Source organism: Actinomadura sp. 3N407 (assembly GCF_052245875.1).
Taxonomy (GTDB): domain Bacteria; phylum Actinomycetota; class Actinomycetes; order Streptosporangiales; family Streptosporangiaceae; genus Spirillospora.
Genome location: NZ_JBQQBP010000008.1, coordinates 225,391 through 251,609 on the forward strand (window position 1 = coordinate 225,391; position 26,219 = coordinate 251,609).

The window sequence follows — 26,219 nt, forward strand, 5'->3', positions numbered from 1 at the left end:
TGTCCGGCACGGTCGCATATTGATCCTAGGAACTCGGCGGCCCGGCTCCAATGCTCCATGACCATGAAGCCTGCAAACGTTAGTTGCACAAAATGACCGGCGGTGGCGCGCGGGACTATCTCTCGAACGCGGGGATGGGGTTGTCGGAGAACCAGCTGGTCAGGAACTTCAGGAAGACCTCGACCTTGCGCGGGATCTGCGCGGACGGCCCGTAGATCGCGTAGAGGGAGCGGTCGGGGACCGGCAGGTCGGGCAGGAGGACGCGCAGGTTGCCGCTGACCAGGTCCTCGTAGGCCGGGCGGTGCGGGATCAGGGCGATGCCGCGGCCGTGCACCGCCGCCTTCTGGAGCGCGATGTAGGAGTTCGACATGAAGGCGACATTGCGGATTTTGTGCAGGGTGCTGGCGTGCCCGTGCCCGATCCGCCACACCGGGTCATTGACGTGCACAAGGCAATCGTGGTCGTTCAGTTCGTTCGGGTCGGCGAGCAGACCGCGTTTCTTGACATACGATTCCGCGGCGCACAGCACGAACGGCAATGCGGCGATCTTTTTCAGCCGGACGCTGGAGTCCCGCAGATCCCTGGTGTGGAACGCGACATCGAATCCGCTGTCCAGGAAGTCATAGGTCCGGTCCGACATTCCGCCGAGTTCGAAACGCAGCGTGATCTTCGGATGGGCGACGGCGAAGGCCGCGATGGCGTCGCCGAGGTCGAAGCTGCCGATCCATTTCGGGCAGATCACCGAAAGCGGCCCCTCGGGCCGGTCGTGCATTTCGGCGATGTTCGCGTCCTCGTCGTCGATCTCGTCGAGGACGCGCTGTGCGAACGTGCTGTAGCGCAGCCCCGGCTCGGTGAGGCTGATCGACCGCGCGGTCCGGTTGACCAGCCGCACGCCGAGCTGTTTCTCCAGGTCGGCGACGTGCCGGGAGACGAGCGACCCGGAGGAGCCGAGGACCTTGGCGGCGCCGCTGAAGCTGCCGACCTTCGCGACGGTGACGAAGCTGCGCATGACGAGAAGACGGTCCATGGCTCCTCCGGCGTGAGGGTGAAGGAGGCGCGCCGTGCTTCACCCGTGGGTTTCTTACTGTCCGGATACTAGATTTGGGACATTCTATGACACCCTCCACTTTTCCAACCGGTCCGGACGGGCCGAGGTATAAGGGTGCACCTCTCGTGGCGCCGATCGGCCACCCTCCGGATCTACGCTCGAAGGCACGTCGTTCCTTCCGAGAGGCCGTGCTCCATGCCAACGATCATCAAGTCCTCCCAGGTCGCGATCCTCGACCGCGGCGGCGCCATCGCGACGACGCCGCTGGTGACCTCCGCCTCGTCCGCCGGCGAGAACTTGATCACCAGCGGTATGAGCGTCTACCCGGTCGGCACCGGCGCCCCCATGCACTCGCACAACTGCGATGAGCACGTCACCATTCTCGATGGCGAGGCCGAAGTTCTGGTGGACGGCGAAGTCACCCGGCTCAGCCGGTTCGACACCACCTACATTCCCTCTCCGATCCCCCATCTGTTCCGCAATGTCGGCCGGAGCCCGCTGCGCATTCTGTGGGTCTACACGTCCGCCAAGGTCACCCGGACGTTCACCGACACCGGCATAACGGTCGACCACCTCTCCCCCGAAGACAAAATGGCCAGCGACTGACAACGGCCCGGATCTCGGTTACCACGCGTTGATCAGGAGGGCTGTGAGCGACTCCGCGGACGGGGTCCGGGGGGTCGGGTACGGGTCGGCCGCCACCCGCTCGGCGATGCCCCGCAGCTCCGCGCGAGGAACCCCCAGCTCGGAGAGGCAAGTCGGGCCATCGTGGCCGCGCGCCAGATCGGCGACCACCGCGACCGGGTCGTCCCGTCCGGTGACCCGCGTGAGCCGGGACGACGCGGCGGGCGCCGCGGGCAGGTTGAACGCCATCACGTGCGGCAGCAGCATCGTGTGCAGTTCGGCGTGCGGCAGGTCGAACGCGCCGCCGAGGACGTGCGCGAGCTGGTGATGCAGGCCCATCCGGGTCTGCGCCAGGCAGATCCCCGCCAGCCACGCGGCCGATTGCAGACGCGCGCGGGCCTCCGGGCCGGACGGGTCGTCCAGCACCTCGGGCAGCGCGCCCAGGATGCCGCCGGCGGCCTCGGTGGCCAGCGCGTCGGTGACCATGGTCGCGTCCGGTGCCCACAGGGCCTCGACGGCGTGGGCGAGCGCGTTCATGGCGCTGGTCCGGGTCAGGCCGGGCGGCATCGTGAGGGTGAGGCCGGGGTCGTAGACGATCGTGCCGGGGGCGAGTGCGGGGTCGCGGCGCGTGGTCTTCACGCCGTTCTCGGTCTCGCCCAGGACCGGGGTCGCCTCCGAACCGGCGTAGGTGGTCGGCACCGCGACCTGCGGCATCCCGGTCCGTGCCGACACCGCCTTGGCCAGCCCGATCGCGGACCCGCCGCCGATCGCGACGACGCAGTCCGCGCCGGCCTCCCCGGCCACCGCCATGGCCTCCGCGGTCACCGCGACCGGCGTGTGCGGCGCGGGCCCGCCGAACGACGCGGCCAGCCGCGGACCCAGCGCCTCGGCGACCTCGCCGGCGGCCGCGGCGGCGGACGGGGTCGCGACAAGCAGCACCCGCCGCGCCCCGAGCCGGGCCACCTCGTCGGCGACGAGCCGGAGGGCGCCGGAGCCGATCAGGACGCGGGCCGGGAGCGTCTCGTGGACGCGGACCGCCGGACGGTCCCGGCCGCGTGCGGAACCGGTGCTCACGACGGTCTCTCCTGTCCATGGGAAGGCCGGTCTCGGCGGGCCTGGTCCAGGTCGTTCACGGTAGCGAACTCCTCTGGACGAGGCCGGACGCACCTGCTCTCCGGCGGCCCGGGTCGACCTATGTCATGCGTACAGCCAGTCGATGTACTTGTAGTCGTGGAGGTCGCGCGTCCGGAACAGCTCGTTGCGGAGCGTCCTGGCGACACCGTCCACGTGCCAGATGTCGCCCCAGAGGCGGGCGGTGGTCTGGACGCGGGCGGTGCGCTCGGTGCGTTCGGCCTCGTACCGTTTGACCGCCTCGGCCCAGTCAGGCGGCGGGGCGTCGTGGAGTTCGGCGGCCAGGCAGGCGGCGTCCTCGATCGCCTGGCAGGCGCCCTGCGCCAGGTACTGCAGCATGGGGTGCGCCGCGTCGCCGGTCAGGACGAGCCGGCCGTCGACCCAGTTCGGAATCGGCAGCCGGTCGAACATCGCCCAGCGGCGGTCACGCCACAGCGAACCCAGCCCTTCGCGCACCTCGTCGCATGCCCCGGAGAACACCGCGTCGAGTTCGCATGGCCCGCCCCAGTCCTCCTCTCCGCGCTCGTAGGCGGGGGACTTGAAGACCGCGACGGTGTTGAAGATCTCCCCACGGCGCAGCGGGTACCGCACCATGTGGCAGCCCGGCCCGATGTAGAACACCACCTGCCGCAGGGCGTCCTCGCCGATCTTCGGACCGAGGTCGGCCACGGGGAACGCGCCCCGGTAGGCGACGTATCCCGAGCAGATCGGCTCGTCGTCGCTGAGCTTGGCCCGCAGCCTCGAACGCAGGCCGTCCGCGCCGACGGCGAGCAGCGCCCGGTGATCGCCGAGGGCGCTGCGCACGGTCACGCCGTCCCGGTCCGTCTCGACGTCCTGGACGTCGCAGTCCGCGACCAGCTTCACGCCCGCGCGTTCGCACGCCCGCGCCAGGATCGTGAGGAGGTCACTGCGGTGGATGACGATGTAAGGCGCCCCATAGCGGCGCACGAACTCGTCATCGAGGTCGAGGCGGGTGAGCTCGCCGCCGTCCAGGACGTCCTTGAACAGCAGACGCTGAGGCGCGACGCCCGCTTCGCAGACCTCGTCGAGCAGGCCCCACTCCCTCAGGATCCGCGTGGCGTTCGGCGCCATCTGCAGGCCGGCGCCTACCTCGGTGAACTCCGGCGAGCGTTCGAGCACGGACACCGAACGCCCGGAGCGGGCCAGGGCGTAGGCGGTGGAGAGCCCGCCGATGCCGCCGCCGGCCACCACGACGTCGACGGGATCAAGTACGGGGGTCATCATCGCGTTCCCTTCCATCGCGTCCGTTCACAGCCACGGGCCGAGCGTGGGGGCCTCGGCGGCGCGCCCGGTCAGCCACGCGGCCAGGTCGGCGGCCCGCCCTCCGGACGCGTGCCCGGCCGCGGCCTCGGCGACCAGGCGGGCGGTGAAGTCCTCGGGCAGGTCGGCGAAGGTCACCCCGTTGCCCAGGTCGACGGCGTGGACCGCCACCTCCCTCGCCCGCATCCACGGGATCTCCCCGGCGGGGACGGTCCGTCCCCGGGCGGTCACCACGAGGTTGCTCCACGCGCCGTCCGGCAGGGCGTCCATGTCCTTCGCCAGCCGGTTCGCCGACGCGTGGACGAGGGCGCGCAGCTCGGCCGCGGGACGCTGCGCCAGGGCCTCGATCTCGTCCGCCCGCTGCCGCGGACCGGCGTACATCCGGTTCTCGGCGCCGGTGACGGCCCAGCTCAGCAGCCGGCGCAGCGCCTCGGCGTTGCCGTGGACGTGGCCCATGACGTGCCGGCGCGTCCAGCCGTCCAGGGCGGTCGGGGCGTCCAGTTCGCCGTCGGTGAGCCGGTCGGCCGCCCCGAGGAACAGCTTGGTGGCCTCGTCCATCCAGGTGCGGGCGGTCACGACGTTCTCGCCGTGTTCTCCAGGCGCCCGATGCCCCCGATCTCGGTCACGACGGTCATGCCGTCCGACAGGTAGCGGGGCGGCTTGCGGGCGTGACCGACACCGCCGGGCGTGCCGGTCGCGATGACGTCGCCCGGCCGCAGCGTGAGGACCGTGGAGGCGTACCGCACCAGATCGACCGGGTCGAAGACCAGGTCGGACGTCTCGGCCTTCTGCATCACCGCGCCGTCCACACGGCAGGTGAGCGGCAGGGCGGGGCGGACGCCGCCGGGCAGCTCGTCCGGCGTGACCAGGACGGGCCCGAGCGGCGTCGTGCCCTCGAAGGTCTTGCCCTGGAGCCATTCCCTGGTGCGGAACTGCCAGTCCCGCATGGTGATGTCGTTCATGATCGTGAATCCGGCGATGGCCTGCGAAGCCTCCTCTTCGGAGGCCCGCCGGACGGTGCGTCCGATCACCACGGTCAGCTCGGCCTCCCAGTCGACGGCCGACGACTCGGGGGCGAGGCGGATGTCGTCGCGGGCGCCGATGAGCGCCTCGGCGAACTTGGCGAACAGGGTGGGATACTCGGGCAGGTCCCGCCCCATCTCCAGGATGTGGGGGCGGTAGTTGAGCCCGACGCACAGCACCTTGCCGGGACGCGGCACGACGGGCGCCAGGTCGGCGGCGTCCGCGGGACGCGGCTCCCCACCGGCCGCCGCCGCCTCATCGGGCCAGTCCTCACGTGCGAGCAGCGCACCCACATCAGGGGCGTCGAGGAGGACGTATCCGCCGGAGGTGAGCCGGGCGGCGCGGGTTCCGTCGTCCGTCCGGACGGTGGCGAGCTTCACTGAGCGTTCTCCTGAATCGTGTCCGTCTGTGCAGGGTCGTGCTGGACGCGGTGCTGGTGCAGCCGCTCGAAGATGGGCGTGTCGCTGAACCGGAACAGGTCCAGGCCGTTCTCGGTGGTGAGCGTCAGCGGCTGCCACGACGGGACGGCGAACAGGTCGCCGCGCCCGACCGTCCAGGCGTGCTCCCCGACCGTGGCCCGCCCGGTGCCGTCGAACACCTGGAACACCGAGGACCCCACCTCACGCGACGTCGCGGTCACCGTGTCCGGCGCCAGCCGGTGGAACTCGGCGCGCAGGGTCGGCATGACGTCGCCGCCCGTCGTGGGGTTGGTGTAGCGGACCGCGGCGCGGCCGGGCTCGACCGTGGCCCGGTGCCCCTCCGCCTCCAGCGCCAGCTGCTCGGCCAGCGCCCGGTCGGTGTGCTCCCACCGGTAGGCCAGCAGCGGGGTGGCCGGCGTCGGCCGCAGATGGGTGAGCGGGCGCAGGCCGGGATGGCCCCACAGCCGCTCCGACCGCGACCGCTCCGGCGCCTCCCGCGACTCGACCTCGTCCGGCCCGAACTCGAAGAACGTGGAGTCGGCGAAGTACTGGAACGGGATGTCCAGCCCGTCGATCCAGGCCATCGGGCGGTCGGTGACGTTGTGGTGGCCGTGCCAGTGCCACCCGGCCTGCGGCAGGAAGTCACCGCGCCGCATCGCGACGGGATCGCCGTCGACCACCGTCCACACGCCCTCCCCCTCGACGACGAACCGGAACGCGTTCTGCGTGTGCCGGTGCACCGGGGCGTCCTCACCGGGGTTGAGGTACTGGATCGCCGCCCACAGCGTCGGCGTGGCGAACGGCCGCCCGCCCAGCCCCGGGTTGGCCAGCGCGATCGCGCGGCGCTCGCCGCCGCGTCCGACCGGCACCAGTTCTCCAGCCCGCTCGGCCATCGGCAGCAGCGCGTCCCACCGCCACCGGTGCGGGACCGCCTTCGACCGGGGCGACAGCGGCATGAGGTCGCCGATCTCCGTCCACAGCGGGACGAGCAGTTCGGCCTCGAAGCCGCGGTACAGCGCCTCCAGCTCCGGCGTGCGGGCGGGCTGGTTCTCGGCGTCGGTCGCGACGATGTTCACCGGCGATCGATCCGTGACGGTCATGATCTGGGCTCCTTCGCGCAGGGGACGTGCGCCCAGCATGCCCGCCTTTCTGGAGGACAGATAAGCTCTTTCTGTCATGAGGAACAAACCGCCGTACGCGCTCAGCTCCGTCGACCACGCCCTGCGGCTCGCCGCGCTGCTCCAGCAGGAGGGCCCGATGCGGGTGACGGACGCGGCCGAGCGGCTGGACGTGGCGGTGTCGACCGCGCACCGGCTGCTGGCGATGCTCGTGTACCGGGACTTCGCCGAGCAGCACCCCGACCGGCGGTACGGCCCGGGAAAGGTACTGCGCCCGGCCGAGTCGTCCGGGGCGCCCGTCGCCCTGCTGCGCGAGGTCTCCGCTGATCCGCTCCGCCGGCTCGTGGAGCGGACCGGGGAGACCGCCAACGTCGTGGTGCTCGCCGGGACGGAGGTGCGCTTCATCATGACCGTCGAGTCCGGCCAGGCCCTTCGCGTGGGCGACCGCGTGGGCGTGTCGCTGCCGGCGCACCTGACCTCGGGCGGCAAGGCGATCCTCGCCGCCCTCGCCCCCGGGGAGGTGGCCGTCCGCTACGCCGACCGCGGCGACGTCGACCTCCACCGGCTGCGCCGCGAGCTGGCGCTGGTGCGCAAGCGGGGCTTCGCCATCAACGACCAGCTCACCGAGACCGGCCTGACCGCCGTCGGCGTGGTGATCAGGGACCGCTCGGGCGGCCCGCCGGCCGGCCTGTCCATCGCCCTGCCGACCGCCCGCTTCGACCGCGACGCCCTCCCCGGCTGGGTCAACGCCCTGTCCGCCGCCGCGCAGCGCATCGAAGCCGCCATGACCGACCGCCTCACGGCACCCGCCTGACCGGAGGGACGTGAGTGGCCCGATGTGGCCGGAGAGTGGGCCTGGGCAAGATCGCGAATAGCGTTCATATTTCCGGTCATGATGGGTAAGCGCGTCTCGCGCACCGCAGTCGTCGCGCTCGTGTTCACCGTGGCCCTGGGGCTGATGACGGCCCCGGCGCTCGCCCACGCCGAACGCGAGGTCAGGTTCCCGGCGGGGACCGGCAAGGTCCCGACGTACCGGAAGGCGCCGGCGTCGCCGCGGCTGGTGGTGTGCAAACCCGAGTCGGCCGAGCTGATCAAGGGCTACGGCGGGTGGCTGAAGACGCTCAACGAACGGCTCCTCGCCGAATGCTCGTATCAGCACATCCAGGCCGCGGTGAACGACGTCACCGAGCGCGGCACGACGATCTACGTGCTGCCCGGCACGTACCGCGAGGAGCCCAGCCGCGCCGAGCCGAGCCCGCGCTGCGCCGCGCTGGAGGGCAAGGATCTGCTGACCTACGCCGAGCAGTACGCCTGCCCGAACATCCAGCAGCTCGTCGCCGTCTTCGGGGACGAGACCCCGGACGATGACGACTACTCGTGCGACAGCCCGCGCTGCGACCTCCAACTGGAGGGCACCGGCCGCGAGATGACCGACGTCGTCATCGAGGGCGGGTTCAAGTCCGACGGGACCTGGGCCAGGCTCAACGGCATCCGGTCGGACCGCGCGGACGGCTTCTACCTGCGCAACATCACCACGCAGCTGTTCGAGTTCAACGGCGTGTACATCCTGGAGCAGGACGGCTTCGTGATCGACCGTGCGCTGGCCCGGTGGAACGAGGAGTACGGCTTCCTCACCTTCGCCAGCGACCACGGCCTCTACACAGACTGCGTGGGCCACCACAACGGTGACGCCGGGCTCTACCCGGGCTCGGCCTCACCGCTCAACGGGCGCCGGCATTCCATCGAGATCCAGCGCTGCGATTCCCATCACAACGCGCTCGGCTACTCCGGCACCGCGGGCGACTCCGTCTACGCGCACGACAACAAGTTCCACCACAACTCGGCGGGCGTCTCGATGGACAGCGCCTTCCCCGGCCACCCCGGCCTGCCGCAGAACCACGCCACGTTCGAGAACAACCTGATCTACAGCAACAACGTCAACTACTACGGCAACGTCTGGGACGGCACCTGCGCCAAACTCCCCAGGGACCGGGGCCACGAAGACGGCGTGGTGTGCCCCGCACCGCCGGTCCCGGTCGGCACCGGCCTGCTGCTCGGCGGCGGCAACGACAACAACTACGTGCACAACCGGCTGTACGACAACTGGCGCAGCGGCTTCCGGCAGATCTGGGTGCCCGCACCGCTCCGCGGCGAGAACGACTGGACGAAGTTCCGCGACACCTCCCACCGCAACCGCTACACCGGCAACGCCTTCGGTGCCGCGCCAGACGGGAGGACGCTGCCCAACGGCCTGGACGTGTGGTGGGACGAGCAGGGCGACGGCAACTGCTGGCAGGACAACACCTCGTCGTGGGGCACGGTGAAATCCGACCCGGCCCGCCTGCCCGACTGTGCCCACCCGTCCGGCTGGACGATCTACTCGCCGTTCGGCAATCTCCTCAAGGTCCTGGCCGCCCTGCCATGCTCGGAGTACGGCCGCGACAAGCCGAGGCCCGAGGGCTGCGACTGGTTCGACACCCCCGACCGTCCCGCACCCTGACGGGAGTTCAGGTCCCCGAGGCGCTGTCCCGTTCCTCAATGCGCAGGCGGGCCTCGTCGGCCTCGGGGACGCCCAGCTCCTCATAGATCTGCAGGGCCCGGCGGCGATGGGCGTCGGCCTGCGCTTCACCGTGGGTTCGCGCCACCACCTGTGCCATGCCGTCCAGCGCGCGTGCCTCCTGATAGGCGTCGCCGATGGAGCGCGCGGTTGTCAGGGACTCCTCGTAATGTTCCTGTGCCGTGTGATAGCGGCCCGAGCGGCGGTATACGTCCGCGATGTTCCTCAGGGCGGCGGTCACTTCGAAGCGTTCGGAGATTTCCCGGGACAGCTGCAGGGCCTTCTGAAAATGAATCAGGGCCTCGCCCTCGCGGTGCATCTCGGCGTACCACAGGCCGATGTTGTTCAGGCAGGCGGCCTCGTCGCGCCTGGCACCGATCTCCCGGTAGATCGAAAGCGCCTGCCGGTAATTGTCGATTCCCGCCGCAGCGTCGCCGCTCTTCAACCGGACGGCGGCGACATTGTTGAGCCAGGTGGCCAGGTGCTGCCGGCTCATCTCCATGACCGCGGCCGCCTCCTCGTAATGGCGCAGGGCCTGGGAGTACCGGCCGAGCCGGCGCTCGATGTCGCCGAGATTGTTGAGCACCATCTGACGTCCCTTGAGGTTGCCCACCTCCTCGTACAGGGCGAGCGCGGCGCGCATTTCCTCGGCCGCTTCGGCATAGCGCCCCAGATGCCAGAAAATGATGGCCTGATGGTGCAGGACCTCGGCCTCGCCCGCCCGGTCCCCGGTGAACCGCCGCAGGTCGAGCGCCCGCTCGTAGTAGCCGACGGCGACGTCGAACTCGGAACGCTGCCAGTGGATCAGGCCGAGCTGGTCGAGCAGGGCGGCGACGGCGCCGGGGCCCGCGGCGGTGATCTCCAGGCCCTCGCTCGCGGCGTTCAGCGCCTCCTCGTGCCGTCCCGCGCGCAGGAGAAGCCTGCTCATGTCGGCGAGCGCGCGGGCCGCGCCCTCGTCGTCGCCGAGGGCGCGCCAGCTCTGGACGGCGCGTTCGTGCAGGCCCGCCGCCTCAGGCCAGTGGCCGTGGGTTTCGAGGTACTCCCCGAGCACCGCCGCCAGCAGGGCGGCGTGGCGTGGACGGCCATGGTCGGCCGCGTGCTTGGCGATGTTCAGGACGTTGTCGAGTTCCGCCCGCATCCAGTCGCGTGCCCCGTCCTCGCCGTCGAAGAACGACGGGGCCGGGGGAAGCCGATGCGGGCGTGAGCGGTACGGGAACAGCAGCCGGTCGGCGTGCGCGGCGGCGGAGAGATGGTGGTCGATGAGCCGGTCGACGGCGGCCTCGCGTTCGGGCGCCGGGTCCTGGTCGGCGACGAGGCGCCGCGCGTACTCGCGGATGAGGTCGTGGAACCGGTAGCGGCCCCGCCGGGGTTCGGCGATCAGGTGGTGATCGTGCAGGTCGTCCAGCAGGGATTCGGCGTCGGCCGGCCCGGTGTCCAGCAGCGCGGCGGCGTCACGCGCGGTCAGGTCCGCGCCGGGATGCAGGCCGAGCAGCCGGAAGGCGAGCCGCCGCCGTGAGTCGAGGCCCAGGTAGGACAGCTCGAACGCGGTGCTCAGCTGCCGGTTCTCGGCGCGGATCTCAGCGAGCGGTGAGTGTCCCGCACCGAGGCGCTCGGCCAGGTCCGCCACGGTCCAGCTCGCACGGTGCCGCAGCCGGTTGCCGATCAGCTGGACGGCGAGCGGGAGGTGGCCGCACAGCCGGACCACCGTGCGGACGGGCCCGGGATCGGTGTCCGGGCCGAGCCCCGCGGATCTGGTCAGCAGCAGGGCCGCGTCCTCGGGCGGGAGCACGTCCAGCGACAGGGTACGGGCGGCGTCCAGGCCCTCCAGACGGCGCCGGCTCGTGATCAGGACGAGGCAGCCCGGCGCGCCGGGCAGCAGCGGCCGGACCTGGTCGTGGCCGAGCGCGTTGTCGAGCACGAGCAGGACGCGGCGGCGGGCGAGTTCGGTGCGCCACAGCGCCGCCCTGCCGTCCAGGTCGGCCGGGATCCGCTGGGCGGCGACGCCGAGCGCGCGCAGCAGCCGGTCGAGCGCGGACGCCGGGCCGAGCGGTTCGCGTTCGGGGTCGTGTGCGCACAGGTCGAGGAAGATCTGGCCGTCGGGGTAGCGGGGGGCGAGCCGGTTGGCGAGGCGTATCGCCAGCGTGGACTTGCCGACGCCCGCCATACCGTCGACGGCCAGGACGGTCATGGCGGTGCCGTCGCCCCCGGCCATTTCCGCGAGGCGGCGCAGTTCGGTTTCCCGCCCGGTGAAGGTGTGCAGGTCGCGCGGCAGGTCGCTGGGCGGCGAGGCGCCGCGCGGCCGTCTCGGGCGCGCCATCAGCTCGGGGTCGGCGGCCAGGATGCGGCGGTGCAGCTCGCGGAGCCGCGTGTTCGGGGAGGCGCCGAGTTCGGCGGCCAGCCGCTGCCGGGCCCGCTCGAACGCCCGCAGCGCCTCGGCCGTCCGGCCGCTCCGGTGCAGGGCCAGCATGAGCAGCTCGACCGCTTTCTCGTGGTCCGGAAACCGGTCGACCAGCTCGTTGAGTTCCACGATGAGCTTCGCGTGCTCACCGAGGTCGAGTTCGAGCCGGGCCCGGTCGAGCGCGGCGCCCAGCAGCTCGTCCCGCATGTCCCGCCCCCGCGACTCGGCCCATCGCCCGGCGACGCCGCGCAGCGGATCGCCGCGCCAGAGCCGCAGCGCCTCGTCCAGGAGCCGCACCGCCTCGTCCGGGTGGCCGCTGTCGGCTATGGCCCGGGCCTGGCCGCACAGCGACCGGAAGCGGTGATAATCGACGGTGTCGGGGTCGACTTTCAGGACGTAGGCGCCCGACGTCTGCTCCAGCCGCACTTCTTCGCCGAGCGCCTGGAGGCTGCGCCGCAGCCGCGTCATGTGCGGATAGAGCAGATCCTTCGCCCTGGCCGGCGCGTCTTCGCCCCATACCCGGTCGATCAGCACTTCGGAAGTGACCGGCCGGCCGGGGGCCATCAGGAGGACGGCCAGGACGCAGCGTTCTTTCGCCCAGCCCAAATGCAGGCGCTGCCCATCCGCCCACAGTTCCATCGGGCCGAGGATGCGGAATTCCATCCGCACTCCCAAGGAAAGCCGACCTTGACATCGATGATCCTCGCATTGTCAAGTGAGAATTTCTACCAGTGAGCATGTTGTGTCCTGGCCACGATGGGTCGGCCGGCGGGCCGAAACTGCAAGATTTCCGCAAGGCATCCGGCAAGGCCCACCGCAAGGACTGCCCCTGACGATCGGTGTGGGGTCGCGATCGGACAGCACTGAGCAGAGGGGCAGTGATTCCACGATGTCCGAAAGTCAATGGCGCCCGGTCCCGATCGGGCCCGGCGCCGAACGGTGGGCGACCCGGCGCGAATGCAAGACCGTGCTGGTCGTCGTCCACACCGTCACGTCCGGGCAGCGGGTGCTGGAGGCCGCCCGGCTCCTGGAGAACGATCTGCGGATCCGGGTCGTCTTCACCCACGCCCCGGACGTGTTCGGGGACGGGGTACGCGATTTCCTCGCCGGGATCGGCGCCGCGCAGGTGCCCTGGGAGCAGGCGACGCGCACCGAGTTCGACCTGGCGCTGGCGGCGAGCCTGCAGGGGCTCCACGAAGTGCACGCGCCGCTGATCGTCATGCCGCACGGGGCCGGCCACAACAAGCTCGTCGTCCGCCGCAGGGGACGCGCGGTCGGCAGCCGCGCCGCCTATGACCTGGACGCCCAGCGGCTGGTGCACGACGGCGCCCTGGTGCCCACGTCCATCGTCCTGGCGCACAGCGAGGACCTCGGGCACCTGGGCAGGTCGTGCCCGGAGGCGGTTCCCGCGGCGGTGGTGTGCGGCGATCCCTGCTACGACGTGCTGGTGGCGTCCCTGGAGTGCCGCCCTTCGTACCAGGTGGCGCTGGGGGCGGGCGACGGCCGCAAGCTCGTCGTGGTCACCTCGACGTGGGGGCAGAAGTCGCTGCTGGGCCGGCGCGCGGACCTGTGGTCGCGGCTGCTGGCGGAACTGCCCGAGGACGAGTTCCACGTCGTCGCCCTCCTGCATCCCAACGTCTGGTACGGCTACGGGACCTGGCAGGTCAAGACATGGCTCGCCGACTGCCTGCGGCACGGCCTGAGCCTGGTGCCGCCCGAGGCCGACTGGCGGTCGGTGCTGGCCGCCGCGGACTGGGTCATCGGCGACCACGGCTCCGCGACGGCCTACGCGGCCGTCACCGGCGTCCCGGTGCTGCTGGGGAGCTTCGCGGACGCCGACTGCCAGCCCGGTTCCGCGCAGTCCCTGCTCGGCGCGGTCGCGCCCCGCGTCTCCGGGCGCGGGTCGCTGCGCCGGCAGCTCCTCCAGGCCGCCACCGGTTTCGACGCGGGGCGGCACCGCGACGTGGTCGGCCGGCTCACGTCCGAGCCGGGCCGGTTCAACCGCAACATGCGGCAGCTGATGTACCGGCGGCTGCGGCTGCGGGTGCCGGCCTCGGTGCCCGCCACGCTCCCGGCCGTACCGCCGTACCTGGCGAGATGAGGGGAGGCGGCATGCCGGAGCGACTCGTCTTCACCCGCCTGTACACGCTGGAGCGGGTGCTCTGCCTGACCCGTCCCGAGGACGCCGCCGGTCCGCGCGCCGGCGGTGTCCCGGCGGTGCTCACCATTCCCAGGGGCGGCCATCCGCGTGAGCCGAGGCTGGTGCTGTTCGGCGACCGCGACGCCGGCACCTCCCGGCTCGGCACCCCCGCGTTCGTCGACTCGCACGTCGTCGCGTGCTGCGACGACCGCGCGGGCGCGGACCGGTGGGAGCTCGCCGACGTCCTGATGGACCGCGCCCTCCGTTTCCCGTTCGGTCTCCCGGACCGGCTCCGCAGGCGGCTGGACCGCTACCCGGGCTGCGGGGTGGCCGTGGCCCGCCGGCACGGCGGCCAGCTGGCCGTCACGCGGGACGGATCGGCGGTCGCGGCCCGCTGCCCGCCGGAGGCCGGCGAGGTGTGGGCACCGGTCTGCGGGTCGTTCCTGTACTGCTGGTCGGCGGCCGGGCTCGCCGTGGCGGAGCTGACGCGGGCGGTGCTGCTCGTCGGCCGCTTCACCGCGCGGGGGGCCCGGCCGGGACGCCTGGAGACCGTGGGCCGGGTCCAGGTCACGGCGCTTCCCGCCACCGCCGGGAGGAGGCACGCGTCATGAGGCCCAAGGTCGTCGTGGCGGGCGCGTCCAGCTGCTACACGACGGTGGCCGTGGACGCGTTCCCCGTCCCCTACTCGCCGACGCGCCCACCGGCCTGGGCGCACGTCGGCGTCTCCGGGGCCGCCGCCCACATCGCGCGGGTACAGCGGGCGCTCGGCTGCGACGTGCGCCTGTGCACCGTCGTCGGCGGGGACGCCGCGGGGACGGTGATCCGCGCGGAACTCGGCCGGGAGGGGCTGCTCGGCGCCGGGGTCGTCGCGTCGCGGACGTCGTCCTCCGGGGTCGTCCTCGTCGGCCGGGACGGGCGGCGGATGGGGCTGCCGCATCTCGCGCCGGTCGACGGGTTCGCCTACCCGTTCGACGTGCTGCGCGGGCAGGCGCGGGACGCCGACCTGCTGGTGCTGACCAATGCCCGGTTCGTCCGGCCGCTGGTCGCGCCCGCCGCCGCGCTCGGCGTTCCGATCGCGGTCGACGTCCACCTGATCGACGATCCGTGCGACGCGTACGGCCGGCCGTGGCTGGAGCGGTCCCGGATCGTGTTCTGCAGTCACGAGCGGCTGCGTGATCCGCGCGGCTGGGTCGCCGGGCTGCTGCGCCGGTACCGGCGCTGCGAGATGGCCGGGGTCGGGCTGGGCGCCGGCGGCGCCCTGCTGGGCCTGCGGGACGGGACGCTCATCCGGGTCGCGGCGGCGCCGCCGCCGCGCGTGACCAACACCTCCGGCGCCGGGGACGCGCTGTTCGCGACGTTCCTCGCGGAGTGGCTGCGCGGCGGTGATCCCGTCGCGGCGCTGCAGAGCGGGGTGCTGCACGCCGGGTGGAAGATCGGGCATCGGCTGCCGGCGGCGGTGTCGCTGACACCGGCGCGGCTGGCCGCGCTGCGCGAATCGGCGCCGCCCGCGGTCACGGCGGGCCGCTGGGACCGCTGATCAGCCCGGGCCGAGGTCCGCGAGCCGTTCGTCGAGGATCCTGGTCGGCACGCCCGTGCCGGCCAGGATCTCGCGGGCGCGGGTGTAGAGCCGCCGGGCGTCGCCGGCCCGGCCGTCCTGGAGGGCGAGGTCCCCGAGGACGTGGAGGGCGTCGCCCTCCCCGATCGCCGATCCGATCTCGCGCATCGTGGCCAGTCCCCGTTCCACGGACTGCGCCGCAGCTGCGGGGTCGGGGCCGCGCGCCTGCGCCTGGCCGAGCAGCACCAGCGCCCGCGCCCGGTTGTACGGGTCGGGCTCGGACGCCAGGAGCCGCCCGGCCTCCGTCAGCGGATCGACGGCCTCCGCCGCCCGCCCCGCCTTGATGAGGGTGGCGCCGAGGTCGCACAGCGTGAGCGCCGTGCGGCGGTTCTCACCGGCCGCGCGGAACGCGTCGAGGGCGGCGCCGAAGTGGGCCGCGGCGGCTCCGGCGGCACCGCGGTCCAGCTCCAGGAGGCCCAGCCTGCGGCGGGTGCCGGCGACCCGGGCCTCGTCCCCCAGCCGCCGCCACAGCTCCAGCGCGGCCGTGAAGTCCCCCGCCGCCTCGTCCGGCCGGCCGAGGGCGCGCAGTGCCAGCCCGGTCCGGTTGAGCATCTTGGCCTCGGCGACCGGATCGCCGTCGGCGCGCGCCGCCGCCAGCCCGACGCGGTCGAAGTCCAGGCGTTCCACGTGGTGGCCGCGATGCAGGAACAGGGGCCAGCTCGCGTCGACCAGAAGCCGGGCCTGCCGGTTCAGGCCGCACTCCAGGGCGCGCCGGGCCAGCGCCCGGAGGTTGCCGAACTCCTCGTCGAGCCATTCGAGCGCGCCGGCCGCCGTGCCGAACTCGGGCGGGTCCGGGGCCCGGAACCCGGGATCGGCGAGCCGCCGGTACGGCGCGATCGCCCGGCTCGCCGCCAGCGCCGCCGCCACCGTCCATTCCGCGAGCCGCCGTACCGCCTCGCGGCGTTCGGTCTCGGTCTCGTTCCCCTCCGCCAGCTCCAGCGCGTGCAGGCGCACCAGGTTGTGGAACCGGTACCGGCCGTCCGGAAGGTCGTCCAGCAGGTTGGCCTCGGTGAGCAGGTCGAGCCCGGCCTCGGCCGAAGAGAGGGGGACACCGGCCAGCGCCGCCACCGCCCGGCCGTCGAACGTCACCCCCGGGTGGACCCCGAGGAGCCGGTACAGGCGCTGCGCCCGCTCGGGCAGATTCCGGTACGACAGCGTCAAGGCCGCTCTGATCGTCACATCGCCCTCCGCGTCCTGCGCCGACAGCACCGTCAGGCGCCGGCGTTCGTGGGTCAGCGCCGCCACCATCCCGGCCAGCGACCAGCGCGGGCGGGTGGCGAGCCTCGCCGCCGCGATGCTCAGCGCCAGCGGCGACCGTTCGCACTGCTCCACGAGCCGTTCGGCCATGCCGAGTTCCGGCCCGACGCGTTGGGCTCCGAGCGCGGCGCCCAGCATCTCCAGTGCCGCGTCGCGGCCGAGCGGGCCGAGCTGGACACCGCGGGCGCCGCGCACCACCAGCCCCGCCAGGCGCCACCGGCTCGTGACCACGGCGACGCTCCCGGCCGTGCCCGGCAGCAGCGGGCCGACCTGCGCGGCCGAGTACGCGTCGTCGAGGACGATCAGCAGCCGGCGCGCGGCCGCCAGGGACCGGAAGAGCGCGGCGCGCTCCGCCAGTTCGGCCGGGACGCCGTCGTCCGGGACGCCGAGCGCGCGGATGAAGCGTCCCAGTGCCTCCACAGGGAGGAGGGGGCCCGCCGCGGAGTGCCCTTGCAGGTCCGCGAACAGCTGGCCGTCGGGGAAGTGCCCGAGGCTGCCGTGCGCCCAGTGCAGGGCCACGGCGGTCTTGCCGATCCCGGCCGGGCCGCTCACGACGACCGCGCCGTCCGGGGGCCGCCCTTGGCCGAGGGCGGCCAGCGTCCCGGTGCGGTTGACGAGCCGGCCGGGCCTGGGGAGCTGCCTGGGCACCGGCGCGTCGTGCTGGACGCCATGGAAATGCACGCCGCCGAGGACGTCCCGTGCCTGCACGACCGGCCCGTTGACGGATCCGGCCAGTTCGTTGACGTGTCCGCGCGGCATTCCGGCGGCACCCGGGTTCGTGGTCATTTTCCTGTGGGGGGAGGGAACGCGAACCTGAATGCTCACCCATTCCGAAACTACGCGTCAAGGCGAAGGGAGGCAGGGAAGGGCAGAACAAATGCCAAAGAGCACGTCAAAGAAACATACTTCCCAAACCGGTCTCCGGTCAGGCGTCGGTGGTCAGGGTCGTCCAGCGCTGCTGGGCGGGGGCGTGCCATTCCTGGTGCAGGTCCTTGAAGACGTTGGCCGCGCGCACCCCGATCCAGTGCGGCGGGAGCAGCTCGCGGGGCAGCTGCGGGTCCAGTCGGGGGAAGCGCCGCCACGCGTCCACCAGGCGGACCTGGGCGAGGAGGACCTGGTCACCGGGATCGGGCTGCAATCCGGCGAACTCCTGGACGAAGCCCTCGTAGGCGGTGGCCAGATCACCGAGATGCCACGCCTGCTCGACCATGGTGCGCTCGGAGCCGATGCCGGAGAACGGACCGCAGAACGAGTACACCTCCGAGTCCAGGCCGAGGCTCTCCACCACCTGCTTGGCCTCGGCCTCCCGGGAGGTGTGCGGGCTGATCCAGAGCCCGGGGGCGGGGCTGCCGAGGCCCGCCCAGGTCAGCCGGTTGCGCAGCTGGTGACGCAGGTCGCGCTTGGACTCCGGGACGCTGGCCAGCAGCACCAGCCACCGCCCGTCCCACGTGTCGCGGTCGCGGCCGAAGGAGTAGATCCGCTCCGCGCCCTCGGTCAGCAGGGCGTGACCGTGCCCGGTCAGCGCCCACCGGACCCGCCGCCCCGACCGCTCGGAAGCGATCCAGCCGTCGGCGGCCAGCCGGTTCAGCGCCTGGCGGGCCGACTTCTCCTCGATCTTCAGGCGGGTCAGCACATGGAGCACCGTGGACGTCCACACCGGCAGGCCGTGCGGCAGCACGAACTCGCCGAAGACGGTCAGCAGGAGCGACCGGGCCGTGCCCGCGCCCATCTGCTGACGGCGGCTGAGAGACGGGACGGGCGCGGGCTCATCGTCAGGGGACATGGCGGGACGGACAACTCCTTGACTGGAAACGACCACAGAAAGCCATCGCCACTTTACAAACATCCAACGCAGCGTCGCGTTCGCGTAATAGGAGCGTGCGCGGTGCCGTCCGTGCGCGGTGCCGTCCCGGCGCGGCACGTCAGCCGACGCCGAGGAGTGCGTGGGCCCGGTCGCGGTCGGCCCGGAACTCCTCGGTGCCGCATCGGTGGACGATGCGGCCCTTCTGCATCACGGCGACCTCGCCGGCGAGCCGGAACGCCAGATGGAGGTCCTGCTCCACCAGCAGCGTCGCGATGCCCTCGTCGCGCAGTCCCTCCAGCAGCCCGGCGACCTGGTCGACGACCGCGGGGGCCAGACCGTCGGACGGCTCGTCCAGCAGGAGCAGGCGCGGGTTCCGCATCAGCGCCCGGGCGATCGCCAGCATCTGCTGCTCGCCGCCGGACAGCTGATCGCCCCGGTTGGCGCGGCGTTCGGCGAGGCGCGGCATGAGCTCGTAGATCCGCTCCGGAGTCCATTGGCCGCGACGGCGGCGGGACGCGGCGATGCGGAGGTTCTCCTCCACCGTGAGCGGCGCGAACACCCTGCGGCCCTGCGGGACGATGGCGACGCCGTTGCGGGCGACGGTGTGCGCGGCCGCTCCGGCGAGTTCGCGTCCCCCGACGCGGACGCTGCCCGAATACGGCTCCAGCATGCCCATCACCGTGTGGACGAGCGTGGTCTTGCCGACGCCGTTGCGGCCGAGCAGGGCAACGACGGCGCCGGCGGGCACGTCGAGGTCGACGCCGTCGAGCACCGTGGTCCCGTCGTAGCCCGCATGCAGGTCACGGACGGTGAGCAGGTCCGTCATCGGGATCCTCCGGAGTCGGTGAACAGCTCATCGGTTCTGGCCGCGCCGAGGTAGGCCCGCTGGACGTCCGCGTCCGCCCGGATCTCCTCCGGTGTCCCGGAGGCGAGGACCCGGCCCAGGTGCAGGACGGTGACCCGGTCGGCCAGGCGGAACACCACCTCCAGGTCGTGCTCGACGATGAGGAGGGTGAGGTCGCGGGGAAGCCGTTCGATCAGCTCGGCGAACCGTTCGGTCTCGGCGGCGGACATCCCGGCGGTGGGCTCGTCGAACATGACCAGGGCGGGCTCCGCGGCGAGCACCATCGCCACTTCGAGTTGCCGCCGCTCCCCGTGGGAGAGGGTCGCGACCTTGTCGCCCGCGCGTCCGGCCAGCCCGACCGCGTCCAGGTGGCGGCGCACCTCGTCGTCGGTGCGCGTGAAGCGGTGCGCGGCCCGGTGGAAGCGGTGGGCCACCCCCTGGACGCGCTGGACGGCGAGCGCGACGTTGTCCAGGACGGTGCAGCCGAGGAAGAGGCTGGAGTGCTGGAAGGTGCGCAGCATTCCCCGGCGGGCGCGCTCGGGCTCGGAGAGGGAGGTGACGTCCAGGCCGGAGAACAGCACGTTCCCGCCGGAGGCCCGGAGCGTCCCCGCGACCGTCGCGAACAGCGTCGACTTGCCCGCGCCGTTGGGGCCGATGAGAGCGTGCCGTTCGCCCGCCGCGACCTCCAGGTCCACGTTGTCCACGGCGGTGAGCGACCCGTAGGAGCGGGTGAGCCCGCGCAACTGCAGAAGGGCCGTCATGCGGGACTCTCCTTCCGGCGCCGGTGAGCGGTGAGGCCGGCCAGGCCGCGCGGGACGACGAAGACGACGGCGATGAACAGCAGGCCCAGCACCAGCGGTCCGTGCCCGCCGATGTAGCTGGAGAGGTTGTCGCGGACGAGCAGCACCAGCGCGGCGCCCAGGCACGGCCCCCACAGGCTGCCCGCCCCGCCGATCACGACGCTGAGCAGCGCGAGCGCCGCGATGTCGAAGCCGAGGTCGCCGGGCGAGACGAACCGCGCCTGCGCCGCCCACAGCGCGCCCCCGACGCCCGCGACGGCGCCCGCCAGGCAGAACACGCCGTACCTGGCGAGCGCGGGACGGTAGCCGAGCGCCCGCATCCGGGACTCGTTGTCGCGGATGCCGCGCAGCGTCCGGCCGTACGGGGACCGCACGACCTGCGCCACGGCGGCGAACACGGCGGCCGCCACCACCAGCACCCACCAGTAGACGAACCCGGCGGCCAGCAGGGACGGCCCGCCGAACAGCGTGATCGGCGGCATGCCGGCCAGGCCGTTGCTGGCGCCCACGGCCGGCCAGGTGTCGGCGACCTGATGCACGGACTCGCCGATCGCGAGCGTGAGCATGAGGAAGACGATGCCGCGGGCGCGGACGGCGACCCACCCGGTCAGCGCGGCCGCGACCAGGCCCATCGCCGCCGCGGCGAGCACCTGGACGATCGCGTCCGAGGTGATGTGCAGGCCCACGAGCACGGCCGTGTACGCGCCGACGCCGAAGTAGGCCGCCTGGCCGAGCGTGGGCAGGCCGGTGACGCCGGTCAGCAGGTCGACGCTGAGCACCAGCACCGCGAAGGCCAGCATCCGGGTCATCGTCGTCACGGGATACGCGCCGAGGACCAGGGGCGCCGCCGCGAGGATCAGCAGGACCGCGACGGCGGCGACCGTCCGGTGCCGGACGGGAAGGCCGCCACCGGGCTTCCCCCTCCGCGCCCCGGTCCGGGCCGCGGTGTCCGGCGCCTCCTCGCGGGCGGCCGCGCTGTGCACCGCCTTCATGCGTGCACCGCCGTCCGGGCGGGGAGCAGGCCCGCCGGACGCAGCAGCAGCACCAGGGCCATCGCCGCGAAGATCAGGAATGAGGCGAACTCCGGCAGCAGCGAGGTGCCGAGCGCCTGCACCTGCCCGATGAGGACGGCGCCGAGCAGCGCCCCGCGGACCGAGCCCAGGCCGCCGATCACCACCACGACCAGCGCGAGCAGCAGCACCTTGTCGTCCAGGCCGGGCTGCGCCCCGAGGATCGGCCCGGCCAGCACCCCGCCGACCGCGGCGAGCGCGGCGCCCGCCGCGAAGACCCCCACCAGCACCCGGCCGGTGTTGACGCCCAGGGCCGACACCATCGCGCGGTCGCTGACCGTGGCGCGGATCAGCGAACCGAGCGTGCTGCGTTCGACCAGCAGGTAGACCGCCACGGCCAGCGCGACGCCGAACCCGATGACCGCCAGCCGGTAGACGGGGTAGGTCCCGCCGAGGATCGCGACGCCGCCGTCGAGGGGCGCCGGCGCGGAAATGGAGCGCACGTCGCTCCCGAAGAACACCGTCAGCAGCTCCGCCACCACCAGGGCCACACCGAGCGTGAGCAGGGCCTGATCGAGATGGTGGGGCGTGGCGCGGGTCAGGCCGGCCAGCGCCCCGCCGAGCAGCGCCCCGGCCAGGGCCGCGGCCAGGACGGCCAGGACGAACGGCACCAGCCCCGTCCCGGTGGTCACCAGCGCGACCGCGACGTAGGCGCCGACGAGATAGACGGCACCGTGCGCGAGGTTGAGCACGTCCATCATGCCGAACACCAGGGAGAGCCCGAGCGCGATCGCGAACAGCAGCGATCCCATCGCCAGGCCGTTCAGCACGCTCACCAGGTAGGTGTCCATGGGGACGGCGCTCAGCTCAGCTCTCGGACGATCGCGTTGACCATGCCGCCGTCGCCGGAACGGACCTCGCGCAGGTAGTACTTCTGCTCGGCGTCATGGTCGGCGCCGAAGCTCCACTGTCCCCGGGGGCTGTCGATGGGGCCGATGCTCCCCAGCACCTTGGCGAGTTCCTCGCCGCCTGTCCCCCCGGCCTTGGCGAGCGCCTTGTCGAGCACGGCCGCGGCGTCGTACGCCTGGACGGCGTAGACCGTGGGCGACTCGTTGAACGCCTTGCTGTAGGCCTCGACGAACTTCTTGTTGCGCGGGGTGTCGATCTCGGACGAGTAGTGCAGGGACGTCTTCACTCCCTCGGCGGCGTCGCCCTGGGCCTCCAGCACACCGCCCTCGGTCAGGAAGCCGGTGCCGTACAGCGGCGTCTCGCCCGCCAGGCCGAACTGCTTGTACTGCTTGACGAAGCTCACGGCCTCGGCGCCGGCGTAGAAGACGTAGACGGCCTTGGCGCCGGAGCCGCGGATCTTCGACAGGTACGGCTGGTAGTCCTGGGTCTTGCCGAACGGGGTGAACTCCTCGCCGGCGACCTTGCCGCCCGCCTCCTCGAAGGTCTTGCGGAACCCGGCCACCATCTCCCGTCCGGCCGCGTAATCCGAGGCCATGAGGTAGACGCCGCCGTCGACCTCGTCGGCGACCGCCGGGCCGAGCGCGGCCCCGACCTTGCCGTTGGCGAAGCTGGTGCGCCACACGTACGCGGACTTGCGGGCGCCGGTGATGTCGTCGGCGCCGGCGTTGGCGACCAGCAGCGGCCGCTTGGACTCGTCGAAGAAGTCGCGCAGGCCGAGCGCGGTCGCGGAGTTGACCACGCCGGCCACCGCGGTCACCTGGTCCTGCGTCACCAGCTTCTGCGCGGCGGGCACGCCGGACTGCGGGCCGGCGCCCTCGTCGGCCGTGACGATCTTGATCTTCCGCTTGCCGAGTTCGCCGCCGTGCTGGTCGAGGTAGAGCTGGAACCCGTTGCGCATGTCCTCGCCGAGCGGCGCGTAGACGCCCGACAGCGGGACCAGCAGCCCGATCTTCACCTCGTCCCCGGAGTCGCCGCCGCCGGACTGGCTCAGGCTCGAACCACCGCACCCCGACAGCGCGAGAGCGCCCGCCGTGATCGCGGCGACCCCGGTGGCCGGTCGCAATGCTCGGACAAGAACGGAGAGTACGCCCATGACGGCTCCTCGGAAGGTCGGGCGCCGATGCGCGGGCACCGGCCGGTGCGCACAGAATCTACATTGCTATGGCGCAGCGTCAATAGTTTGTCGTGAATAAGATTGGAAGGGTGACCTGCTCAGATGCCGGGAGTCGGCAGCGGGGAAGGCGTGATCGTCACCGCAAGATCGACAGAAATAATGCGTCACGAAATTCTGTCGTTGACAAATATGATGCGGTACGTCAAGCTGAAAGGCCGTGTGATCCACGGCACATCGGTTCAGACCAGCCCGGCTCCTCGCCACCGCCGGTCCCGCCGGGCCCGCCGTGGAAGAGCCGCGGCGTTTCCACCGTCCACCAGAGGCTTGGTGGGCCGTTCCCGTCCCGCCGGGTGTCGTGGGTGCGGCTCCGCGGCACGGGCGCCATCAGGGCTCCGGCCTGAGGTTGTAGACGTGGGCCGCGTTGCCTGCCAGCACCAGGGCGGCGGTCCGCTCGTCAGGGCAGATCGCCGCGACCGCGCGGGCGTTCCGGGCGATCCCGGGGACGCCCGGCCAGTCGGTACCGAAGATCATCCGCTTGGTGAGGCGGTTCCAGTCGTACTTCGCGTAGTACTCGCGGAGCCGGGACGGGGGCAGCCCGGACAGCTCGATCCAGACCCGCTCGTTCGACAGCGCCATGAACGCGGCCGCGTCGTACCACCAGCCCCGCCCGCCGTGCGCCAGCGCGACGTGCAGCCTGCGGAAGTCGCGCAGGACGGCGTCCAGCAGGACGGGGTCCGCGTACCGGTTCGTGGAGCCGGGGAACGTGCTGGTCCCGCAGTGCACGACCAGCGGGATACCGGCCGACTGGCACAGCTCGTACGCGGGGTACAGGCTGCGGTCGTCGGCGGCGACGCCCGCGTGCACCGGATGCAGCTTGCAGGCGACCGCGCCCAGGTCGATCTGGCGCTGAAGCTCCTCCTCGACCGGGTAGTGCAGGTGCGGGTTGATGTTGGCGATCAGCTTGATCCTGGACGGGTTGTGCGCGGTCAGCGGCAGGACGTCCTCCACGGGCTGGATGCCGGTGGCCTTCGGGCTGTACTCGGTCAGCAGCAGCGCCACGTCCACGCCCTCGCCGGCCAGGTAAGCGTCGAAACGGCCGGGGTCGGCCGTCCCGGACGCGTCGTAGACCCGGTCCAGGGCGTCGCCGTCGCCGAAGTCGTTCGCCCACCGCCGCCACGCCGGCTTGAGGGTGGGCAGCCGGGCGACGTGCATGTGGACGTCCACCAGGGGCCTGCCGTCCAGCATCAGCCCTCCTCGGAGGCGGCGACCAGGGAGGTCTCCTGCGGCGGCTCCGCCGGTTCGAGCAGCACGCCGGCGGCGTTGGCGCGCAGTTCCACCCGCCGGACCTTCCCGGTGGCGGTCGTCGGCAGCGCGTCCACGAACACCACGCGGCGCGGCCGTTTGAACGACGGCAGCCCCTCCCTGCAGAACTCGATCAGCTCGGCCTCGGTGACATCGGCGTCCCCGATGACCACGTAGGCGACCGGTTTCTCCAGGCCGTCGCCGTCGTTGGCCGCCACCACCGCGGCCTCGGTGACCGCCGGATGCGCCAGCAGCCGGCCCTCCACCTCGGCCGGCGACACCCAGATGCCGCTGGCCTTGAGCATGTCGCCGGTACGGCCGAGGCACGTGTAGTAGCCGTCGGCGTCCTGAACATAGGTGTCGCCGGTCCGCAGCCACTCCCCCTGGAACGTCCGGCGGGAGGGGGCGTAGCGGGACCAGTAGCCGGTCGCGGCGGACTCGCCGCGCACGTACAGCGTGCCGGGAGTCCCCTGGGGGACCTCGTACCCTTCCTCGTCCAGGATGCGCAGCTCGTAGCCGGGCACCGCGACGCCCGTGGTGCCGGCCCGGACCGAGCCCTCCCGGTTGGACAGGAAGATGTGCAGCATCTCGGTCATGCCGATGCCGTCCAGGATGTCGACGCCGAAACGGCTCGTCCACCGGTGGTAGAGCGCGGTCGGCAGGGGCTCCCCGGCCGAGGCCGCGAGCCGGACGCCGTCCAGGGCGTCGGGGGACAGGTCGGCGCGGAGCATGTTGGCGAAGAACGTCGGGCCGGCGAAGAACAGCGTCGCGCCATGGGCGCGGGCGCGGCCGGCCAGCCGCTCCGGCCGGGACGGCTCCGGCTCCAGGATCGCCGCCGCGCCCGCCGCCAGCGGGAACAGCACCGAGTTGCCGAGGCCGTAGGCGAAGAACGCCTTGGCGGCCGACAGGCACCGGTCGCCGGGGCGGATGCCGAGGACCTGCTCGCCGTAGGTCTCGCACACCACGCGGATCGAGCCGTGCCGGTGCATGGCGGCCTTCGGCGTGCCGGTGGTCCCCGAGGTGTAGAGCCAGAAGGCCGGGGAGTCGGCCGCGGTGTCGTACGGCTCACCGCGCGGCTCGGTGCGGGCGAGACCGGCGAGCGTGTGCACCGGCACGCCGGCGGTGACGGTGGTGCCGTCGCCCGCCAGGATGCCGGTCAGCCCGGGCGCGCTCTCCGCCGCCTCGGAGGCGACGCCGGCGAAGTCCGCGGTGACCGCCAGCAGCGTCGCCCGCGAATCGCGCAGGAGATCGGCCAGGCCGCCCGCGTGCAGCATCGTGGACACGGGCACCGGGACGGCGCCGATCCGCAGGGCGGCCAGGAACACCGTGACGAAGTCCGGTGAGTCGGCCATGAACATCATCAGCCGCTGCTCGGGCAGCAGGCCGGTCTCGCGCAGCCCGGCGGCGGTGCGCCGGACGCGTTCGTGCAGCTCCGCGTAGGTGAGGTCGCCGCCCGCGCCGGTCAGGGCGAGGCGGTCGCCGTCGCCCCGCTCCACATGGCGGTCGAGCAGGTAGAGGGACGCGTTGAAGAGTTCGCTCATGTGCTGCCGTCCCGCTTTCAGGCGAGGTGGACGTAGTCGTAGTCGAAGGGCTTGCCGTTGATGCCGTTGCGGGGCGGGGCGATCCAGGCGGCGATTTTGCCGCGTTCGTGGACCGGTCTCATCAGCTCCTCGACGGCGATGCGCACCTCTTCCGCCCTCCCGTTGATCGAGGTTGGCCAATACTCTACATATACCTCCACTCTCGTCAATGCTTAGTAGAATGT

At 72.4% G+C, this 26,219-nt stretch carries 23 protein-coding genes; 6 read left to right on the plus strand and 17 right to left on the minus strand.

All coding sequences use genetic code 11. From position 1 onward, the window contains the following. Positions 1-115: 115 nt before the first annotated feature. Entirely contained in the window at positions 116-1,027 is a 912-nt protein-coding gene (locus ACTWPP_RS21900) for a LysR family transcriptional regulator (protein ID WP_443106187.1), read from the minus strand. Positions 1,028-1,243: 216 nt separating this feature from the next. Between ACTWPP_RS21900 and ACTWPP_RS21905 the strand changes: the two genes are divergently transcribed. Next, the gene (locus ACTWPP_RS21905; protein WP_443106188.1) at positions 1,244-1,654 is read left to right on the plus strand and encodes a cupin domain-containing protein; all 411 of its coding nucleotides are present in this window, start codon (positions 1,244-1,246) and stop codon (positions 1,652-1,654) included. 18 nt (positions 1,655-1,672) lie between these two features. Here ACTWPP_RS21905 and ACTWPP_RS21910 read toward each other — a convergent pair whose 3' ends face one another. The 5 genes from ACTWPP_RS21910 to ACTWPP_RS21930 all read right to left on the minus strand — a co-directional run bounded on the left by ACTWPP_RS21910 (position 1,673) and on the right by ACTWPP_RS21930 (position 6,626). Then, positions 1,673-2,746, minus strand: coding sequence for a maleylacetate reductase (locus ACTWPP_RS21910; protein WP_443106189.1), 1,074 nt, complete (start codon positions 2,744-2,746; stop codon positions 1,673-1,675). A gap of 123 nt (positions 2,747-2,869) precedes the next feature. Continuing rightward, positions 2,870-4,048: an FAD-dependent oxidoreductase gene (locus ACTWPP_RS21915; protein WP_443106190.1), complete on the minus strand. Its 1,179-nt coding sequence runs from the start codon at positions 4,046-4,048 to the stop codon at positions 2,870-2,872. Between the two features lie 24 nt (positions 4,049-4,072). Next, on the minus strand, positions 4,073-4,660 hold the full coding sequence (locus ACTWPP_RS21920) for a maleylpyruvate isomerase family mycothiol-dependent enzyme (RefSeq protein WP_443106191.1): 588 nt from the start codon (positions 4,658-4,660) through the stop codon (positions 4,073-4,075). Next, positions 4,657-5,487 (minus strand): fumarylacetoacetate hydrolase family protein, encoded by an 831-nt coding sequence (locus ACTWPP_RS21925; RefSeq protein WP_443106192.1) that lies wholly within the window; start codon positions 5,485-5,487, stop codon positions 4,657-4,659. Before ACTWPP_RS21925 ends, ACTWPP_RS21920 begins: the two co-directional genes overlap by 4 nt. Further along, positions 5,484-6,626 (minus strand): cupin domain-containing protein, encoded by a 1,143-nt coding sequence (locus ACTWPP_RS21930; RefSeq protein WP_443106193.1) that lies wholly within the window; start codon positions 6,624-6,626, stop codon positions 5,484-5,486. The genes ACTWPP_RS21925 and ACTWPP_RS21930 overlap by 4 nt, the downstream gene beginning before the upstream one ends. Before the next feature lie 76 nt (positions 6,627-6,702). On the opposite strand from ACTWPP_RS21930, the gene ACTWPP_RS21935 reads away from it, so the two are divergent. Both ACTWPP_RS21935 and ACTWPP_RS21940 read left to right on the plus strand, forming a co-directional pair. Continuing rightward, the gene (locus tag ACTWPP_RS21935; RefSeq protein WP_443106194.1) at positions 6,703-7,458 is read left to right on the plus strand and encodes an IclR family transcriptional regulator; all 756 of its coding nucleotides are present in this window, start codon (positions 6,703-6,705) and stop codon (positions 7,456-7,458) included. A 78-nt stretch (positions 7,459-7,536) separates the two neighbouring features. Beyond that, on the plus strand, positions 7,537-9,144 hold the full coding sequence (locus tag ACTWPP_RS21940) for a right-handed parallel beta-helix repeat-containing protein (protein WP_443106195.1): 1,608 nt from the start codon (positions 7,537-7,539) through the stop codon (positions 9,142-9,144). 7 nt (positions 9,145-9,151) lie between these two features. On the opposite strand, the gene ACTWPP_RS21945 is transcribed toward ACTWPP_RS21940, so the two are convergent. After that, positions 9,152-12,262, minus strand: a complete 3,111-nt coding sequence (locus tag ACTWPP_RS21945; RefSeq protein ID WP_443106196.1) for a tetratricopeptide repeat protein — start codon at positions 12,260-12,262, stop codon at positions 9,152-9,154. 226 nt (positions 12,263-12,488) lie between these two features. Here ACTWPP_RS21945 and ACTWPP_RS21950 point away from each other — a divergent pair, with 226 nt between their 5' ends. From ACTWPP_RS21950 to ACTWPP_RS21960, 3 genes are read left to right on the plus strand one after another with little or no spacing between them, the layout of a single operon-like run. Continuing rightward, on the plus strand, positions 12,489-13,700 hold the full coding sequence (locus ACTWPP_RS21950; protein ID WP_443106197.1) for a hypothetical protein: 1,212 nt from the start codon (positions 12,489-12,491) through the stop codon (positions 13,698-13,700). An 11-nt stretch (positions 13,701-13,711) separates the two neighbouring features. Next, entirely contained in the window at positions 13,712-14,350 is a 639-nt protein-coding gene (locus tag ACTWPP_RS21955; RefSeq protein WP_443106198.1) for a hypothetical protein, read from the plus strand. Next, positions 14,347-15,276, plus strand: coding sequence for a carbohydrate kinase family protein (locus ACTWPP_RS21960; RefSeq protein ID WP_443106199.1), 930 nt, complete (start codon positions 14,347-14,349; stop codon positions 15,274-15,276). Before ACTWPP_RS21955 ends, ACTWPP_RS21960 begins: the two co-directional genes overlap by 4 nt. On the opposite strand, the gene ACTWPP_RS21965 is transcribed toward ACTWPP_RS21960, so the two are convergent. The 10 genes from ACTWPP_RS21965 to ACTWPP_RS22010 all read right to left on the minus strand — a co-directional run bounded on the left by ACTWPP_RS21965 (position 15,277) and on the right by ACTWPP_RS22010 (position 26,141). Beyond that, positions 15,277-17,397 (minus strand): ATP-binding protein, encoded by a 2,121-nt coding sequence (locus ACTWPP_RS21965; protein WP_443106200.1) that lies wholly within the window; start codon positions 17,395-17,397, stop codon positions 15,277-15,279. It lies immediately after the preceding gene. 139 nt (positions 17,398-17,536) lie between these two features. Further along, the gene (locus tag ACTWPP_RS21970) at positions 17,537-18,394 is read right to left on the minus strand and encodes a PaaX family transcriptional regulator (protein WP_443106201.1); all 858 of its coding nucleotides are present in this window, start codon (positions 18,392-18,394) and stop codon (positions 17,537-17,539) included. A gap of 139 nt (positions 18,395-18,533) precedes the next feature. Next, on the minus strand, positions 18,534-19,241 hold the full coding sequence (locus ACTWPP_RS21975) for an ABC transporter ATP-binding protein (protein WP_443106202.1): 708 nt from the start codon (positions 19,239-19,241) through the stop codon (positions 18,534-18,536). Further along, positions 19,238-20,020, minus strand: coding sequence for an ABC transporter ATP-binding protein (locus ACTWPP_RS21980; RefSeq protein ID WP_443106203.1), 783 nt, complete (start codon positions 20,018-20,020; stop codon positions 19,238-19,240). Before ACTWPP_RS21980 ends, ACTWPP_RS21975 begins: the two co-directional genes overlap by 4 nt. Then, entirely contained in the window at positions 20,017-21,051 is a 1,035-nt protein-coding gene (locus ACTWPP_RS21985) for a branched-chain amino acid ABC transporter permease (RefSeq protein WP_443106204.1), read from the minus strand. The genes ACTWPP_RS21980 and ACTWPP_RS21985 overlap by 4 nt, the downstream gene beginning before the upstream one ends. Continuing rightward, on the minus strand, positions 21,048-21,920 hold the full coding sequence (locus ACTWPP_RS21990; protein ID WP_443106205.1) for a branched-chain amino acid ABC transporter permease: 873 nt from the start codon (positions 21,918-21,920) through the stop codon (positions 21,048-21,050). The genes ACTWPP_RS21985 and ACTWPP_RS21990 overlap by 4 nt, the downstream gene beginning before the upstream one ends. Positions 21,921-21,931: 11 nt before the next feature. Then, complete coding sequence (locus ACTWPP_RS21995; protein ID WP_443106206.1) at positions 21,932-23,131, minus strand: ABC transporter substrate-binding protein; 1,200 nt, start codon at positions 23,129-23,131, stop codon at positions 21,932-21,934. A gap of 405 nt (positions 23,132-23,536) precedes the next feature. Beyond that, complete coding sequence (locus ACTWPP_RS22000; RefSeq protein ID WP_443106207.1) at positions 23,537-24,397, minus strand: amidohydrolase family protein; 861 nt, start codon at positions 24,395-24,397, stop codon at positions 23,537-23,539. Beyond that, positions 24,397-25,995: a benzoate-CoA ligase family protein gene (locus tag ACTWPP_RS22005; RefSeq protein WP_443106208.1), complete on the minus strand. Its 1,599-nt coding sequence runs from the start codon at positions 25,993-25,995 to the stop codon at positions 24,397-24,399. Before ACTWPP_RS22005 ends, ACTWPP_RS22000 begins: the two co-directional genes overlap by 1 nt. Before the next feature lie 17 nt (positions 25,996-26,012). Next, positions 26,013-26,141, minus strand: coding sequence for a hypothetical protein (locus tag ACTWPP_RS22010; RefSeq protein ID WP_443106209.1), 129 nt, complete (start codon positions 26,139-26,141; stop codon positions 26,013-26,015). Positions 26,142-26,219: the final 78 nt, after the last annotated feature.